Origin of the sequence: Nonomuraea sp. NPDC049758 (assembly GCF_040674635.1) — a bacterium.
Lineage (GTDB): Bacteria > Actinomycetota > Actinomycetes > Streptosporangiales > Streptosporangiaceae > Nonomuraea.
Window position 1 is genome coordinate 78257 of record NZ_JBFAMZ010000015.1, and the last position, 16084, is coordinate 94340.

Annotated in this window: 13 protein-coding genes; 10 read left to right on the forward strand and 3 right to left on the reverse strand. The window is 72.8% G+C overall.

The window, feature by feature from the left end; translation table 11 throughout:
• Positions 1–25 precede the first annotated feature (25 nt).
• Positions 26–2197, reverse strand: coding sequence for a protein kinase (locus tag AB0J46_RS33770; protein WP_364338167.1), 2172 nt, complete (start codon positions 2195–2197; stop codon positions 26–28).
• Positions 2198–2321: 124 nt separating this feature from the next.
• Here AB0J46_RS33770 and AB0J46_RS33775 point away from each other — a divergent pair, with 124 nt between their 5' ends.
• The 5 genes from AB0J46_RS33775 to AB0J46_RS33795 are packed head-to-tail and all read left to right on the forward strand — an operon-like array spanning position 2322 to position 7837.
• A complete protein-coding gene (locus AB0J46_RS33775; RefSeq protein ID WP_352318716.1) occupies positions 2322–3827 on the forward strand; it encodes a succinic semialdehyde dehydrogenase in 1506 nt (501 codons plus the stop codon).
• Positions 3824–5482 (forward strand): GMC family oxidoreductase, encoded by a 1659-nt coding sequence (locus tag AB0J46_RS33780; protein ID WP_364338168.1) that lies wholly within the window; start codon positions 3824–3826, stop codon positions 5480–5482. Before AB0J46_RS33775 ends, AB0J46_RS33780 begins: the two co-directional genes overlap by 4 nt.
• A 2-nt stretch (positions 5483–5484) precedes the next feature.
• Positions 5485–6090 (forward strand): TetR/AcrR family transcriptional regulator, encoded by a 606-nt coding sequence (locus tag AB0J46_RS33785; protein ID WP_364338169.1) that lies wholly within the window; start codon positions 5485–5487, stop codon positions 6088–6090.
• Positions 6091–6095: 5 nt separating this feature from the next.
• Positions 6096–6836, forward strand: coding sequence for an MBL fold metallo-hydrolase (locus AB0J46_RS33790; protein ID WP_364338170.1), 741 nt, complete (start codon positions 6096–6098; stop codon positions 6834–6836).
• A 23-nt stretch (positions 6837–6859) separates the two neighbouring features.
• Positions 6860–7837: a pyridoxal-phosphate dependent enzyme gene (locus tag AB0J46_RS33795; protein ID WP_364338171.1), complete on the forward strand. Its 978-nt coding sequence runs from the start codon at positions 6860–6862 to the stop codon at positions 7835–7837.
• Here the strand turns inward: AB0J46_RS33795 and AB0J46_RS33800 are convergent.
• Positions 7812–8525: an alpha/beta fold hydrolase gene (locus tag AB0J46_RS33800; protein ID WP_364338172.1), complete on the reverse strand. Its 714-nt coding sequence runs from the start codon at positions 8523–8525 to the stop codon at positions 7812–7814. The genes AB0J46_RS33795 and AB0J46_RS33800 overlap by 26 nt on opposite strands.
• A 50-nt stretch (positions 8526–8575) precedes the next feature.
• Here AB0J46_RS33800 and AB0J46_RS33805 point away from each other — a divergent pair, with 50 nt between their 5' ends.
• The 4 genes from AB0J46_RS33805 (at position 8576) to AB0J46_RS33820 (ending at position 13347) form a co-directional block, all read left to right on the forward strand.
• Positions 8576–9574, forward strand: a complete 999-nt coding sequence (locus AB0J46_RS33805; protein ID WP_364338173.1) for a LacI family DNA-binding transcriptional regulator — start codon at positions 8576–8578, stop codon at positions 9572–9574.
• A 106-nt stretch (positions 9575–9680) separates the two neighbouring features.
• Positions 9681–10922 carry an MFS transporter gene (locus tag AB0J46_RS33810; RefSeq protein WP_364338174.1) on the forward strand — a complete coding sequence of 414 codons (1242 nt, stop codon included), beginning with the start codon at positions 9681–9683 and terminating at the stop codon, positions 10920–10922.
• 10 nt (positions 10923–10932) lie between these two features.
• Complete coding sequence (locus AB0J46_RS33815) at positions 10933–12423, forward strand: DUF885 family protein (RefSeq protein WP_364338175.1); 1491 nt, start codon at positions 10933–10935, stop codon at positions 12421–12423.
• Between the two features lie 39 nt (positions 12424–12462).
• Positions 12463–13347 (forward strand): SDR family NAD(P)-dependent oxidoreductase, encoded by an 885-nt coding sequence (locus AB0J46_RS33820; protein WP_364338176.1) that lies wholly within the window; start codon positions 12463–12465, stop codon positions 13345–13347.
• Here AB0J46_RS33820 and AB0J46_RS33825 read toward each other — a convergent pair.
• Entirely contained in the window at positions 13292–14245 is a 954-nt protein-coding gene (locus AB0J46_RS33825) for a hypothetical protein (protein ID WP_364338177.1), read from the reverse strand. The two genes, AB0J46_RS33820 and AB0J46_RS33825, sit on opposite strands and share 56 nt — an antisense overlap.
• Positions 14246–14342: 97 nt before the next feature.
• On the opposite strand from AB0J46_RS33825, the gene guaA reads away from it, so the two are divergent.
• A complete protein-coding gene (guaA, locus tag AB0J46_RS33830) occupies positions 14343–15890 on the forward strand; it encodes a glutamine-hydrolyzing GMP synthase (protein WP_364338178.1) in 1548 nt (515 codons plus the stop codon).
• Positions 15891–16084 lie beyond the last annotated feature (194 nt).

Consider the following 16084-nt stretch of genomic DNA (forward strand, 5'->3'; position numbering starts at 1 on the left):
ATGACGGCTGCGCGGGCCGGATGGTTCAGGAGCCCTTGGCCGGGTTGGCGGTGAAGACCGGGCTGAAGTCGACGTCCTCGGGCACGTCGAGGATCTTGCGGAGCAGGGTGCCCTTGAGGTCGACGACCTGGATCTCGTCCTTGGTGTTGTTGTCCTGCTCCCAGCAGTAGAGGTGGGTGTCGTCGTACCAGCCGAGCACCTTGTCGCAGTCGGAGGTGAACTTGTGCGTGCGGTCGCCCGACTTGACGTCCCACACGCAGGTGTCGCCGTCGCTGCCGTTGGGGCAGGTGGACAGGAACGACTCGCCCGAGGGGGAGAAGACGTCCTGGGTGCCGGCGGGCAGGGTGCCGATCGAGCGCAGGTCGCGGGTGGCCTTGCCGTCGGCGTCGAAGAAGCGCAGGCTGCGGTTCTTCTCCGGGCCGAAGATGTTGATCACGCCCGTGCCCTCGCCGTCCCAGCCGAAGGCGGTCTTGCGGACGGCGGAGTCGTCCACCATGACGGTCTTCGCCTTCTTCGTGGCGACGTCCACGATGACGAAGCCGGGGTAGGTCCAGGTGTCGCCGCTCTTCCGCTCGATGTTGAGCAGGATCTTGGAACCGTCCTCGGACCAGCCGCGGATGCTGGCGATCAGCGGGCCGCGGACGGTCTTGATCGTGGTGCGCTCGCCCGTCTGGCGGTCGCTGACGATGATGTAGTCGTAGTTGTCGTCGGTGTACTTGCGGCCGCGGGTGGCCAGGTAGCGGCCGCCGGGGGAGACGTTCGACTCCCAGTTGCCGGCGTACTTGCGGAACGGCCCGCGCAGCGAGTCCCTGGCGTGGTCGACCCAGTCGTCCTTCTTCTTGTCGAAGATCTCGTAGGAGGTCAGGACGATCGCGTCGGAGGTGTTCTCGTAGAGGCCGATCGCGGCGCCGGGCAGCGCCTTGCGCGGCCCCTCCTCGGGGACGGAGACCGGCGCGACCGACGCAGCGACCGACGGCGTGGCGGGCGGCACGCTGCGCCCGGACGGCCGGGCGGACGTGGGCGTCGTGACGCCGCCGTCGGCGGCCAGGGTCGTCCTGTTGCTGGTGATGAGCACGACGAGCCCGGCCAGCACGAGTAAGGCGACGGCCAGCGTGGCCCCGATGACCAGCGGCGCCCTGCTCTTCCCGGCCGGCTGCCGGGGGTGGACGCCCGGGTGGGTGGGCTGCGCGTACGGGCCGGGCGGGTGCCACTGCTGCTGCTGTGGGTACGGCTGCCGGCCCCCCGGCACCGGCCCGGTCATCGGCCCCTGCGGAGGCCCCTGCGGAGGCCCCTGTGGAGGCCCGTGCGGCGGTCCCTGTGGCGCTGCCTGTGAGTGCTGCGGCGGCCCCGCCATCGGCCCCGCCGCCGGCCCGGCCATGGGCGGCCCCGCGGGGACGGCCTCGGCGGCGGCCGCGGCGAGGATGGGCGAGTTGGCCGGCATCGGGTGCTGGAGCAGGCGCATGATCACCTGCTCGGCCGTCGGCCGCTGCGCCGGGTCCTTGGCCAGGCACGCGGCCACGACGTCACGCAGCGCGCCGTCGAGCACGCCCAGGTCGGGCTGCTGGTTGAGGACCCGGTTGATCACCGCGGGCATGGTGTCGCTGCCGAACGGCGCCCGCCCCGACGCCGCGTAGACCATCGCGCTGGCCCACGAGAACATGTCGGCCGCCGGCCCGGCGGTGTGGCCCATGATCTGCTCGGGCGGCATGTACGACGGCGTGCCCACGACCATGCTGCTGATCGTCGAGGTCGCGTTGAGCGCCCGCGCGATGCCGAAGTCGATCACCCGTGGGCCGTCCGCGCCCAGGATGACGTTGGCGGGCTTGAAGTCGCGGTGGACGATGCCGGCCTGGTGGATGGCGGCCAGCGCGGTCGCGGTGCCGATGGCCAGCCGGTGCAGCGTGGACCCGGTGCGCGGCCCCTCCTCCTGCACCACCCGCTGCAGCGACGGCCCCTCGATGAACTCGCTGACGATGAACGGCCGGTCCAGCTCGACGCCGGTGCCGAGGACGGCCGCGGTGCAGAACGGCGCCACCTGCTGGGCCACCTGGACCTCGCGCAGGAACCGCTCGACGCTCACGTCGTCGCCGGACAGGTCGGGGCGCAGCCATTTGACGGCGACGTGCGCGCCGGAATGATCTTTCGCGAGGTAGACGACGCCCTGGCCGCCCTCGCCGAGCCTGCCGAGGAGATCCATGCCGGCCAGACTCGCCGGATCTCCCGGGCGTAGCGGAGCGAACGATGGCATAAGAGGATTCTGACCCCACCCCGCGAATCCGCAAAAACTACCCGCCGGTAGCCAAGCGGAATATCCTTCGGGCATGCACGTCACGTCCAGCGGCAAGACCCGGGAGATCACCGCCCCCTTCACCGGCGAGCCGCTCGCCGAGCTGCCCATTTCCACGGCCGACGACGTACGACTGGCCTACGAGCGCGCCAGGGCCGCCCAGGCCGAGTGGGCGGCCAGGCCCGCCGCGGCGCGGGCCAGACCGTTCCTGCTGCTGCACGACGCCATCCTCGACCGCAGGGACGAGATCCTCGACATCGTCCAGAACGAGACCGGCAAGGCTCGCAAGCACGCCTTCGAGGAGGTGCTCGACGTCGCCGGGTGCAGCCTCTACTACGCCCGGCGGGCGTCCGGGCTGCTCGCGCCGCGCACGCGCAAGGGCATCTTCCCCGGCGCCACCCGGGTGACCGAGCTGCGCCAGCCCAAGGGCGTGGTCGCGCTGATCTCCCCGTGGAACTACCCGCTCTCGCTCGGCGTCACCGACGCCGTGCCCGCGCTGCTGGCCGGGAACGCGCTGGTGCACAAGCCGGACACCCAGACCGCCATGTCCACCTTGTGGACCATCGACCTGCTGGCCGAGCTGGGCATGCCGCGCGAGATCTGGCAGGTCGTGCTGGGCGAGCCCGCCGAGATCGGCGACGCGCTGCTCGACGACGCCGACTACGTCGCGTTCACGGGTTCGACCAGGGGCGGCAGGAAGATCGCCGAGGAGGCGGCCAAGCGGCTCATCGGCTGCTCGCTGGAGCTCGGCGGCAAGAACCCGATGGTGGTGCTCGAAGACGCCGACGTGCCGCTCGCCGTCCAGGGGGCGATCCGGGCCTGCTTCACCAACGCCGGCCAGCTCTGCCTGTCCATCGAGCGGCTGTACGTGCACACGTCGGTGTTCGACGACTTCGCCGCGCGCCTGGTCAGGCAGGTCGGCAACCTCAAGCTCGGCGCGGGCCACGACTGGTCGGTCCAGATGGGCTCGCTCACCTCGCAACGCCAGCTCGACGCGGTCAGCGCCCACGTGGACGACGCCGTGGCCAAGGGCGCGACCGTCCTGACCGGCGGCCGGGCCAGGCCCGACCTCGGCCCGCTGTTCTACGAGCCGACCGTGCTCACCGGCGTGCGCGACGACATGGACCTGTGCCGCAACGAGACGTTCGGGCCGGTGGTCGCCCTCTACCCCTTCGACTCCGAGGAGGAGGCGATCGAGCTGGCCAACGACACCATCTACGGCCTGAACGCCTCCATCTGGACCACCGACCCGGCCCGCGGCCGCGCCCTGGCCGCCCGCGTCAAGGCCGGCACGGTCAACATCAACGAGGGGTACGGCTCGGCCTACGCCTCCTACGACGCGCCCATGGGCGGCATGAAGGCGTCGGGCCTCGGCCGCCGGCACGGCGCGGAGGGCCTGCTGCGCTACACCGAGTCCAAGACCGTGGCCTCGCAGGCGTCCTGGCTGGGCTTCGAGCCGCCCTTCGACCTGACCTACGAGACGTGGGCCGACGTCCTGGCCGGCACCCTCAAGGCGATGCGGAAGCTGCGGATCAAGTGACGTTCGACGTTCTGGTCATCGGGTCGGGGTTCGGCGGCAGCGTCTCGGCGCTGCGGCTGAGCGAGAAGGGGTACAAGGTCGGCGTGCTGGAGGCGGGCCGCCGGTTCGACGACTCCGCGCTGCCGGCCACCTCGTGGAAGCTGCGCGACTTCCTGTGGGCGCCCTGGCTCGGCATGAAGGGCATCCAGCGCATCCACGTGCTGCGCGGCGAACGCGGCACCGGCGTGATGGTGCTGGCCGGAGCCGGGGTGGGCGGCGGGTCGCTGGTCTACGCCAACACCCTCTACGAGCCGCTCGAGCCGTTCTTCCGCGACCCGCAGTGGGCCGGCATCACCGACTGGAAGACGGAGCTGGCCCCCCACTACGACCAGGCCAGACGCATGCTCGGCGCGGTCACGAACCCGACCGTCACGCGCGCCGACGACGTCATGCGCCGGGTCGCCGAGAAGATGGGCGTGGGCGACACCTTCCACCTGGCCCCGGTCGGCGTCTACTTCGGCGAGGACGGCGTCGACCCGTACTTCGGCGGCGCCGGGCCGCGGCGGCGCGGCTGCATCGAGTGCGGGCAGTGCATGACCGGCTGCCGCCACGGCGCCAAGAACACGCTGGTCAAGAACTACCTCCACCTCGCCGAACAGGCGGGGGCCCGGGTCTACGCCGAGTGCACGGTCACCTCGGTGCGCCCGCTGCCCTCCGGCGGCTACCGGGTCGTCGCCCGCCGGACGGGGTCGGCGCTGCGCCGCCGTTCGTTCACGGCCAAGCAGGTGATCTTCGCGGCCGGCACGTACGGCACCCAGCGCCTGCTGCACAAGCTGCGCGCCACCGGCGACCTGCCCGGCCTGTCGCCCAGGCTCGGCACGCTGACCAGGACCAACTCCGAGGCCCTGCTCGGCTTCGAGCGCACGTCGGCCGGCGGCGAGAAGCTCAACAAGGGCGTGGCCATCACCTCCTCCATCCACCCCGACGCCGAGACCCACATCGAGCCCGTGCGTTACGGCGACGGCTCCAACGCCATGGGCCTGCTGCGCACCCTGCTCGTGGACGGCGGCCGGCCGAGGTGGCCGGCGCTGTTCCGGGAGATCGCCGCGCGGCCCCTGGAGGCGCTGCGGCTGCTCGACCTGCGCCGCTGGTCGGAACGGACCGTCATCGCGCTGGTCATGCAGGCCAAGGACAACTCGATCATCATCCGGCGCACCCGCTGGGGCCTGCGGTCGGCCCGCGGCCACGGCGAGCCCAACCCGACCTGGATCCCGGCCGGGCACGAGGCCGTCCGGCACGCGGCGGCCGAGATCGGCGGGGTGCCCGGCGGCACCTGGCTCGACCTGTTCGACATCCCGACGACGGCCCACTTCCTGGGCGGCTGCGTGATCGGCGACTCGCCCGAGACCGGCGTGATCGACGCCTACCACCGCGTCTACGGCCACGAGGGGCTGCACGTCGTGGACGGCTCGGCGGTGTCGGCCAACCTCGGGGTCAACCCGTCGCTCACCATCACCGCGCAGGCCGAGCGGGCCATGTCCCTGTGGCCCAACGCCGGCGACCCCGATCCCAGGCCCGCCACGGGCTCGCCGTACGTCCGGCTGCCCCCGGTGGCGCCCCGCCGGCCCGCCGTGCCGGAACGGGCTCCGGGCGCACTCCGCCTGTATACACTGTAAACATGAGCGAACCAGGGACGGCGGCGCGCATCGAGGCCGTGGCCCGGCAGATCCTGCTGGAGGAGGGCGCCGACGCCGTCAGCATGCGGCGGGTCGGCGAGGCCGTGGGCGTCACCGCCATGGCCATCTACCGGCACTTCCCGAGCAGGGAGGCCCTGCTGCGCGCCGTCGCCGACGCCGCCGCCCGCGAGCTGGCCGAGGCGTGGACCCGCAGGCCCGGCACGGGCGACGTGGAGGAGCGCCTGATGGCGGCGCTCGACGACTTCCTCGACTTCGCGCTCGGCAGCCCCCACCTGTACAACTTCCTGACCTCCGACGCATGGGCGCGGGCCCGCCGCTTCCCCGACGACTTCCGTGACGGCCAGGGCCCGCCGTTCAGCGTGGTGGTGGCGCTGGCCGAGGAGGGCATGCGCGCGGGCGTGCTGCGCGAGGACGACCCGCTGGAGACCGCGCTCGCGGTCACGGCGAGCACCCAGGGCCTGGTCCAGCAGTACCTGAGCGGCCGGATGAGCATGGCCGAGCCCGACTTCCGCGCCCTGTGCCACCGCACGGTGACCCGCGTGCTCAACGGCGTACGGAATAAACCTTCTGTCCCCTCGTGTCCTTGACGGACATGAAGATTCGTTACGCCGGTGGCCCGACCGCCGTCATCGAGCTGGGCGGCGTCCGGCTGCTGGTCGATCCCACCTTCGACGCGCCGGGCGATCACCCGGTCGGCGCCAGGGTGCTCAAGAAGACGGCCGGCCCCGCCTTCGGCCCCGACGAGGTGGGCCCGGTGGACGCCGTGCTGCTCTCGCACGACCAGCACCCCGACAACCTCGACGACGCGGGCCGCGCGTTCCTCGCCGCGGCCCCGCTGGCGCTGTCCACCGCCTCGGCGGCCGAGCGCGTCGGCGAGCCGGTGCGCGCCCTGCCCAACTGGAGCGAGACCGAGGTCGGCCCGCTGCGGGTGACCGGCGTGCCCGCCCAGCACGGCCCCGACGGGACCGAGCACCTGACGGGCGAGGTGACCGGCTTCGTGCTCAGCGGCGAGGGCCTGCCCACCGTCTACGTGAGCGGCGACAACGCCTCGCTCGACGTCGTACGGGCCGTGGCCGCCAGGTTCCCGCGGATCGACGTGGCGCTGCTGTTCGCGGGCGGCGCGCGCACCCCGCTCGTGGACGGGTTCCTGACGCTGACCAGCGAGGACGCCGTCACCGCCGCCGACATCCTGGGCGCGCGGCACGTCGTCCCGCTGCACTTCGAGCAGTGGGCGCACTTCACGCAGGGCCGGGACACGCTGGAGAAGGCGTTCGCGGGGCTCGGCGAGCGGTTCGTGCTGCTCGCCCCTGGCGAACAGGTCGAGCTTTCCTGAGCTCGTCCTGACAGGGTGGTCCGGTGAGCTGGAGCACGCGCGCGCTCGACGCGCTGGCCGCCGGGCCGCCGACCAGGCTGATCGACCTCCCCGTCCGGGTCCCCGGCGTGCGCCTGCTGCTGAAGGACGAGTCCGGCCACCCCACGGGCAGCCTGCGGCACCGGCACGCCAGGGCGCTGTTCCGGCGGGCCGTGCTCGACGGCTCGATCACCGAGGGCACCACCGTGGTCGAGGCCACCGGCGGCAACGCGGCGGTCGCGCAGGCGTGGTTCGCCCGGCGGCTCGGCCTGCCCTACGTCGCGGTCATGCCGGGCGCGCCCGACCCGGCGCGGGCCCGCGCGGTCGAGGCGCTGGGCGGCGCGTGCCGGTTCGTGACGCCGCCCCTGGCCATCTACGACGCGGCCAGGGAAGCGGCCGCCGAGGTCGGGGGCCACTACCTCGACCAGTTCGGCCGGGCCGCGCCGCACGACCTGGCCGAAGAGCTGTTCGCCCAGGTCCGTCCCGACTGGGTGGTGACCGGCGCGGCCACCGGCGCGACCTCGGCCACGCTCGGGGCCGCGGCCGGGGAGCACGGCTGCCGGGTGGCGGTCGCCGATCCCGACAACTCCGCCTACTTCCCTGGCTGGACCCTCGACGTGCCCGACTACGCCACCGGCATGCCCTCGCGGATCGAGGGCGTCGGCCGTCCGCGCGTGGAGCCGGGGTTCCGGCCCGACCTGGTCGATCTGGTGGTGCCGGTGCCCGACGCGGCGAGCGTGGCGGCGGCCAGGCACATCAGGCAGGTCACCGGGCTGCCGGTGGGCGGCTCGTCCGGCACCGCGCTGTGGGCCGCGCTCGAACTGGCCGGGCGCATGCGGACCAGGGGCGAGAGCGGCACGATCGTCTCGCTGGTGGGCGACGCGGCCGAGCGGCACCTGGCGACGTACCACGACGACGCCTGGGCCGCCGGCAAGGGCCTCGACGTCGCCGGCCGCCTCACCGAGCTGCGGCAGCGGGTCTGATCCAGCCGTCCAGCCCCGCCAGGAAGTCCTCGAACAGGTGGCGGTGGATCGTGTGCTCGGCCCCCGTGACCACGCGCACCTCGAACCCCTTGCCCCGCAACTCCTCCTGGAACGCCGGCGGCACCAGCAGACTCGGGTCGGCCACCTGCACCAGCGACGGCACGACGGGAGCGGGCGTGAAGTCCATGCCCGACGCCTCGACCAGCGACAGCGCCGACCCGCGGTCCCAGCGCGCGAGCATCTCCACCTCGACCGCCACCTCCTCGGCCGAGAAGCCGGGGTGCAGGGCGGCGATCAGCTCGCCGGTCTCGTCGGTGAAGCCGGCCATCGACTCCAGGGCGCCGCTCTCCAGCGTCGGCAGGCGGAAGGCCGGGTCGGAGTAGATCGCCCGTCCGGGCATGAGCCGTTCGACGGCGAGGCCGAGCGTGAGGCCGCCCAGGGAGTGCCCGATGGCCAGCTCGGGGCGCGCGGGCACCGACTCCGCCAGCGACGAGGCGAACAGCTCAGGCGGGTAGGCGTCGGCGCGGGGGCTCTCGCCGTGGCCGGGCAGATCGACGGCGATGACCCGGTAGCCGCGCGCGGCCAGCTCGGGGCCCACCCGCCACCAGCATCGCGAGTCGGCCATGATGCCGTGGACGAGGACGGCCAGACGGTCGCCCGACCCCCATTCACGAGTGTGCAGCTTCATGCGGCGGCCTCTCCTGATTATACGTATAAGCAGTTGATACCATCCACCCCGTGAACACGACAAGGGGGGACCGTCCGCCGACCAGCGTCGACGTGGCCAGGGCCGCGGGAGTCTCCCAGGCCACGGTCTCCTACGTGCTCACCGACAACCCCCACGCCCGGGTGAGCGAGGAGACCCGCAGGCGGGTCCGCGACGCCGCCGCCCGGCTCGGCTACGTCCCCGACGCCGCCGCCCGCGCGCTGCGCACGGGCCGCAGCGACATCGTGCTCATGCCGCTGTCGCGGGCCAGGACGGGCCGGCTGGCGCAGCAGGTGTCCGAAGAGCTGGAGGAGGAGTTCAGGACCCGCGGTTACACCCTCGTCCAGTACGGCGAGCGCACGCTCAAGGGCGTGGCGGCGGCCAGGAGCTGGCTCGCCCTGCGGCCCTCGGCCGTCCTCGTCGAGGCCGCGCGGCTGACCAGGCCCGCCGTGGACCTGCTGCACGCCTCGGGCGTCCGGGCCGTCGTCGGCCTGTCCGACCAGCCCTCGCCGCTGGTGCCGGCCCTGGTGTTCGACCACCGGGCCCTCGGCGCCGTGGCCGCCCGCCACCTGGTCGCACGGGGGAGCAGGCGGCTGGCGGCCGTCGTGCCCCGGGAGGAGGGCGTCGACGCCATGGGGCGGGCCCGGCTGGCGGGGGTGCGGGAGGTCGTTCCCGGGGCCGCGCGCATCGACCTGGCCTTCTCCGAGGAGGAGGCGGGGCGGTTCGTCCGCGCGGGCGACCTGCCCGACGGCGTCTTCGCCTACAACGACGAGTACGCGATGCTGCTGATCAGCGCGTTGCAGGACGCCGGTCTGCGGGTCCCCGGCGACGTCGCCGTGGTCGGCGCCGACGACCTGCCGATCTGCACGCTCATGCGGCCCCGGCTGACCAGCGTGCACTTCGACGCCACCGCGAGCCCGGCCGATCTGGCGGAGGAGATCGACGGGATCGTCCGCGGCGCGCGCCCGGCGGTGGCGGGCCAGGTCGTCGCCCGGTTCGAGCCCCGGCTGGTGGTCCGGTCCAGCGCCTGAGGCGCGTAACGAGTTGGACGCGCGTCTTGTCAGTCCTTCCCGCGCGACCTACAGTCCAGAGCAATCGTCGGTGATACGTATCACCATCGCTCGGAGAGGTCCTCCCATGGCTGAAGTTCTGAGCGGCGCGCACCGGGACACCCGGCGCCTCGGGCCGCTCTACCTGACGCTTCCGCTGGCCAACGTGGCCGTCATGTTCCTGTGGTTGAGCGTGGGCGCGTTCGTCCTGCCCGTTCACGTGCAGCGCATCACCGGCGTCAACGACGTGGCCGCGCTGGGCCTGGCCAACTCGATCGGCCCGCTCATGGCCACGCTCGCCAACCCGGTCTTCGGCCAGATCTCCGACCGGACCAGGTCGCGCTTCGGCCGGCGTTCGCCGTGGATACTCGGCTGCGTCCTGCTCGGCGTGCTCGCCCTGTTCGCGCAGGCCAATGCGGGCAGCGTGCTCATGCTCGGCCTCAGCTGGGCGGGCGTGCAGACCATCATGAACGGCTACCAGGCCGCCATGACCGCGATCCTGCCCGACCGGGTCCCGCCGAGCCGGTACGGCACCTACTCCGGGCTGTTCGGGCTCGGCACGCCGCTGGCCACCATCGCGGCGGCGATCATGTTCATCGTGTTCCCGCAGTTGGCCGCCGGCGGGGCGTACTACGTGGTGATGGCGCTGCTGCTGGTCGCGGCGGTGCTGGTCGTGGTCGCGACGCCGGACACGTCGTCGGTGGGGATGGCGCGCGAGCCGTTCGGGCTTGGCGCGTTCCTGGCCGGGTTCCTGCGGCCGCTGAAGACCCCGGACTTCGCCTGGGCCTTCGTGTCGCGTTTCGGCGTCATGCTCGGATATTTCGTCATCTTTACCTTCAACCTCTTCCTCCTTGAGGACTTCATCAAGATCCCCAAGGGCGAGGTGGTCGCCACGATGGGCCTGCTGATGCTCATCGGCCAGGCCGCCACGCTGCTCGCGGTGCTCGTGATCGGGCCGATCTCCGACCGCCTCGGCCGCTTCCGGCTGTTCGCGCTCGTCGCCGGGTTGTCCTCGGCGGTGTTCCTGGGCATCCCGCTGGCGATGCCGACGTTCGAGGGCATGATCGTCTACAACGTCGCGCACGGCATCGCGTTCGGCGTCTACATGGCCGTGGACATGGCCCTGGTGACGAAGGTGCTGCCCGACCCCGGCGACGCGGGCAAGGACATGGGCGTCCTCAACATCGCCAACGCCGGGCCGCAGATCCTCGCGCCCGCCCTCGCCGCCGTCGTGGTGGGGACGGGCGGCTATCCGGCGCTGTTCGTCGTGGGCATCGTGATCTCGCTGGTCGGCTCCGCCGGGGTCCTCAGGATCAGGGGTGTGCGCTAGCGTCGGCGGCATGACGGAACTTGACCCCAGATTGCGCGCGATCACCGATTTGATGGTGTCCGAGGCGCGCGAGGGGGGCGGCAGGCACGAGTACGACGGCCAGATCCAGGACCTGTCGCCCGAGGGCGTACGGGACGGCCTGGCGCGCCTCGGCAAGGGCGACGCGCCGGCCGACCCGCACGACGCCGAGCATCTGCAGATCTTCGAGGAGGCCATGCGCACCCAGTTCGGCGAGCTGGAGCTGCACCGCAAGAACCCGCTGATCCACCTGTCCAACCTCGACCTGGCCTGCTACGACCGCGACTACGGCCCCGAGGCCGAGCGCGCCGCCGCCAGGGCCGCCCACCTCGCGCAGTGGCCGGCCGCCGTGGACGCCGCGGTCGCCGCGCTCGACCAGGTCGCGGCCCCGGTCGCCACGTCCCTGCTGGGCGCGGTCAAGGGCCTGGCCGCGGGCATCACCGACGAGGCCGCGATCGAGGCCCACGGCAGGCTCGTGGCCCACGTGGCCCGCGCCGCCGCCGAGGGCGACCCCGACGCCGCGCTCGGCGGCGCGGCCCTGGTCAAGCTCATGAGCAGCGCCGAGGGCCTGCCGGTCGACCTGGGCCGGCTGGCCGAGCGCGCCGACGCCGAACGCGACCGGCTCATGGGCCTGCTCGCCGAGTCCTGCGCCAAGCTCGGACGTTCCGAGCGGCCCCTCGACGTCGTCCGCGAGCTGGTCAAGGACCACCCCGACGCCGACGGCGTGATCGAGGCGGCCAGGATCGGCACCGAACGGGCCATCGCCTTCACCCGTGAGAAGGACCTCGTGCCCTACCATGACGGCGAGTGCCAGGTCGGGCTGGCGCCGGAGTCGCGCCGCTGGGCCATGGCCATGATGGCGTGGAACTCGCCGGGCGAGCCCGAGGGGCCGTCCTGGTACCACATCACGCCGCCGGACGCGTCCTGGAGCGAGCAGGACCAGGAGGAGTGGCTGGAGGTCTTCAGCGCCACCACGCTGCCCGCGATCAACGTGCACGAGGTGGCCCCCGGCCACTTCTCGCACGGCCGCGCGCTCCGCCGGGCCCCCTCCGACGTGCGGCGGCTGCTGCAGTCGATGGCCTTCGTCGAGGGCTGGGCCCACTACGCCGAGGAGCTGTGCGTCGAGGAGGGCTACGCGCCCGACGACCCGCGGTTCGAGATCGGCGTCTGGGTGGAGGCGCTGATCCGGGTCACCCGGCTGGCCTGCGCCATCGGCGTGCACACCGGGCAGATGACGGTCGAGGAGGGCGCGCGGCGCTTCGAGTCCGACACCCACCTGGCCGGTCCGGCCGCGCTGTCGGAGGCCCGCCGCGCCTCCTTCGACCCGACGTACGGCCGCTACACCTGGGGCAAGCTGCTCATCCTCGACCTGCGCGAGCAGGCCCGCGCGCAGTGGGGAGCGGGCTTCACGCTCCAGCGCTTCCACAAGGCGCTGTTCGACCTCGGCTCGCCGCCCCTGGGCCTGATCGGCGCGATCCTGTAGCGTCGGGGTAGCCGAGCGAGCGCTAGGGAGGTTCAGACGGTGCGTGAACTGTCCGGCAAAGTCGCAGTGGTGACGGGCGCGGCCAGCGGCATCGGCAGAGCCCTGGCCGTCCGGTTCGCCGCCGAGGGCATGGCGTTGATGCTGGCCGACGTCGATCCCGGCGGGCTGGCCGAGACGGCCGCGCTCGCGGGGAAGGCGTCCGCCGGGCCGGGCGAGGTGCTCACGCAGGTCACCGACGTCTCGGACGCGGCGGCCGTGCAGCACCTGGCCGACCGGAGCTTCGGCGAGCTGGGCGCGGTGCACGTGCTGTGCAACAACGCCGGCGTTCACCAGGGCGGCCGCCTGTGGACCAGGACCGCCGAGGACTTCGCCTGGCTGCTCGGCGTGAACCTGTGGGGCGTGCTGCACGGCGTGCGCGCGTTCGTGCCGCGCATGATGGCACAGGACACCGAGGGGCACGTCGTCAACACCGTGTCCGTGGCGGGGCTGCTCGCCGCGCCCGGCGCGGGCGGTTACGCGGTCACCAAGTACGCCGCGCTGGCCGCCTCGCAGTCGCTGGCCCAGGACCTCGCCGCCGTGGGCTCCAAGCTCCGCGTGACCGCGCTGTGCCCCGGCGCGGTCAGGACGCGGATCGACGACTCGGCCCGGTCCCGCCCGGCCGACCTGGTCAGCACCCCGACGGACGACGAGACGGCCGCCCGCGAGGCCGTCGGGGCGGCCATGGCGCGCGGCGTCGAGCCCGCCGAGGTGGCCGCCCTGGTCGTGCGGGCCATCCACGAGGAACGGTTCCTCGCGCTGACCCACCCCGAGTTCGCCGACCGGCTGCGCAGGCAGACCGAGCTGCTGCTGGCCGGCGAACTGCCCGGCGCTACCAGCGGCGCTCGTGGGTCAGCACGCTCACCACGCTCCCGCGCCGCGGATTGACCAGCAGCCGGACGAAGTCGCCCGGCAGCACGTCCTGGTAGACGCGCTCCTTGGCCCGGTACGCCGGCGCCCGCTCCGACGTGCCGTCGTGCACCGCCAGGTAACAGGTGCGCGAGGAGGACAGGTCGTCGCCGTGCTCGGTCACGATCCAGCGTTTGACCACCCGCCCCTCGACCTCCTGCCGCTTGGGCCCGCCGCCGTCGCGCGGAGCGGGCTCGACCAGGACGCCGCGCCACCCGTCGCCGGTGAAGATCCACTCCTGCCGCGGGTCCACCGGAGCCGGTTCGGGCCCGGCGACCTCGCGGCCGAGCGGCGTCAGCACGAACCCGCGCCCGCCCAGCAGCAGCGCGGCCCCGGCCACGAACGCCCCCGCCGTGGCGATCCAGCCGGGCCACGACACGCCCGCCTGCGAGATGGTGACGTACCAGGGCACGGCGAGCCCGGCGGCCAGCAGCAGCGGCACGAGCATGCTCTGCCAGCGCCGCCGGGCCAGCCCGAGGTCGATGGCGCTCTGCCGCACCAGGGGCACGAACTCGGCGTCGAGGTCGCCGCTGTCCGGCATCAGGGCGACGACCGGCGCCTGCGGCGCTCCGCCCATCCGCGCGGCCACCCGGTCGAGCACCCATCGCTCGTACGGCCACACCTGCCCCTCGCCCGTCGCGGAGAGCGTGAGCCGGTCGCCCCGGATCGTCAGGAACCCGCGCCTGGCCAGCTCGAAGACCGTGGCGTGGAAGACCTCACCGGCCCGCAGCCCGCGTAAGAGCTCGACGACGGCGGGCGGCGCCGCGGGAGCAGGGGCCGCCGGGGGCGCGGCGGCCCGGCGCGTCGTCAACCCGAACGCGGCGGCCAGCGCGGCGAACCACAGGGCCCACGCCGAGGCCGGCCAGACAAGATCCACCGTTCTGTGTTAGCACGAGTGACGGTGTGAGGCCAGGCGTAATACCCGAGGCCGATACAATGAAGGCACCGCATTTCGCCTTTGGGGGGTTCTCACGGTGTCTGAATTCGACACAGTGCTGGTGGTCGACTTCGGCGCACAGTACGCGCAGCTCATCGCGAGGCGGGTGCGCGAGTGCCACGTCTACTCCGAGATCGTGCCGTCGTCGATGTCCGTCGAGGAGATGATGGCCAAGAAGCCGAAGGCGATCATCCTGTCCGGCGGCCCGTCGTCGGTCTACGCCGAAGGCGCGCCGCCCGTGCCGCACGGCCTGTTCTCGACCGGCGTGCCCACGTTCGGCATCTGTTACGGCTTCCAGGCCATGGCCCAGGCGCTGGGCGGCGAGGTCGCCCGCACGGGCGTGGCCGAATACGGCGGCACCGCGCTGGAGGTGCTCGACGAGGGCGTCATCTTCCAGGGGCTGCCCGCCGCGCAGACCGTCTGGATGTCCCACGGCGACAGCGTGGCCGCGGCCCCCGAGGGCTTCGCGGTCACCGCCTCCACGAGCGAGACGCCGGTCGCCGCCTTCGAGCACCCCGAACGCGGCCTGTACGGCGTGCAGTTCCATCCCGAGGTGCTCCACTCCGAGCACGGTCAGGCCGTGCTCAAGCACTTCCTCGACGCGGCCGGCTGCCGTCCGTCGTGGACCATGCTCAACATCGTCGAAGACTCCGTCGAGGCCGTGCGCCGGCAGGTCGGCGACGGCCGCGCCATCTGCGCGCTGTCGGGCGGCGTCGACTCCGCGGTGGCCGCGGCGATCGTCCAGCGGGCCATCGGCGACCGGCTGACCTGTGTCTTCGTCGACCACGGGCTGCTGCGCAAGGGCGAGGCCGAGCAGGTCGAGCGCGACTTCGTGGCCGTCACGGGCGTCAAGCTGCGCGTCGTCGACGCCGCCGACCGCTTCCTGAAGGCGCTGGAGGGCGTCACCGACCCGGAGGAGAAGCGGAAGATCATCGGCCGCGAGTTCATCCGCGTCTTCGAGGACGAGCAGCGCGCCATCATGGCCGACGGCCCGGTCGACTTCCTGGTCCAGGGCACCCTCTACCCCGACGTCGTCGAGTCCGGCGGCGGCACGGGCACCGCCAACATCAAGTCCCACCACAACGTCGGCGGCCTGCCGGAAGACCTCCAGTTCAAGCTGGTCGAGCCGCTGCGCGCGCTGTTCAAGGACGAGGTCCGCCGGGCCGGCGAAGAGCTGGGCCTGCCGCCCGCCATGGTCTGGCGGCAGCCGTTCCCCGGCCCCGGGCTCGGCATCCGCATCGTCGGCGAGGTCACCCGCGACCGCCTGGCGCTGCTGCGCGAGGCCGACGCCATCGCCCGCGAAGAGCTCTCCCGCGCCGGCCTCGACCGGCAGATCTGGCAGTGCCCGGTGGTGCTGCTGGCCGACGTGCGCTCGGTGGGCGTGCAGGGCGACGGCCGCACCTACGGCCACCCGGTCGTGCTCCGGCCGGTGACGTCCGAGGACGCGATGACGGCCGACTGGGCCCGGGTGCCCTACGACGTCCTGTCGCGCATCTCCACCCGCATCACCAACGAGGTGCGCGAGGTCAACCGGGTGGTGGTCGACGTCACCAGCAAGCCCCCGGGCACCATCGAGTGGGAATAACGCCATGTGCGAACGGCCCGGACCGGCTGACGGTTCCGGGCCGTTCGCATGTCCGGCCATGAGCGGTTAATGCAGGTCAGGGCGTTGGTTATGGTGGAAGGAGGTCGATTCGCCAGACCCCCCGACCCCGGCCCGTGACGAATTGCTCCGCTTGTGGACGCATACCGGAAAGTTTCTTGGGAAAAGTGCGTGAG

What these genes read in the sequence shown, in the direction of transcription:
- AB0J46_RS33770 (WP_364338167.1), bottom strand. Translation starts at nt 2,197, where the DNA reads ATGGATCTCCTCGGCAGGCTCGGCGAGGGCGGCCAGGGCGTCGTCTAC.
- AB0J46_RS33775 (WP_352318716.1), top strand. Translation starts at nt 2,322, where the DNA reads ATGCACGTCACGTCCAGCGGCAAGACCCGGGAGATCACCGCCCCCTTC.
- AB0J46_RS33785 (WP_364338169.1), top strand. Translation starts at nt 5,485, where the DNA reads ATGAGCGAACCAGGGACGGCGGCGCGCATCGAGGCCGTGGCCCGGCAG.
- AB0J46_RS33790 (WP_364338170.1), top strand. Translation starts at nt 6,096, where the DNA reads ATGAAGATTCGTTACGCCGGTGGCCCGACCGCCGTCATCGAGCTGGGC.
- AB0J46_RS33800 (WP_364338172.1), bottom strand. Translation starts at nt 8,525, where the DNA reads ATGAAGCTGCACACTCGTGAATGGGGGTCGGGCGACCGTCTGGCCGTC.
- AB0J46_RS33810 (WP_364338174.1), top strand. Translation starts at nt 9,681, where the DNA reads ATGGCTGAAGTTCTGAGCGGCGCGCACCGGGACACCCGGCGCCTCGGG.
- AB0J46_RS33815 (WP_364338175.1), top strand. Translation starts at nt 10,933, where the DNA reads ATGACGGAACTTGACCCCAGATTGCGCGCGATCACCGATTTGATGGTG.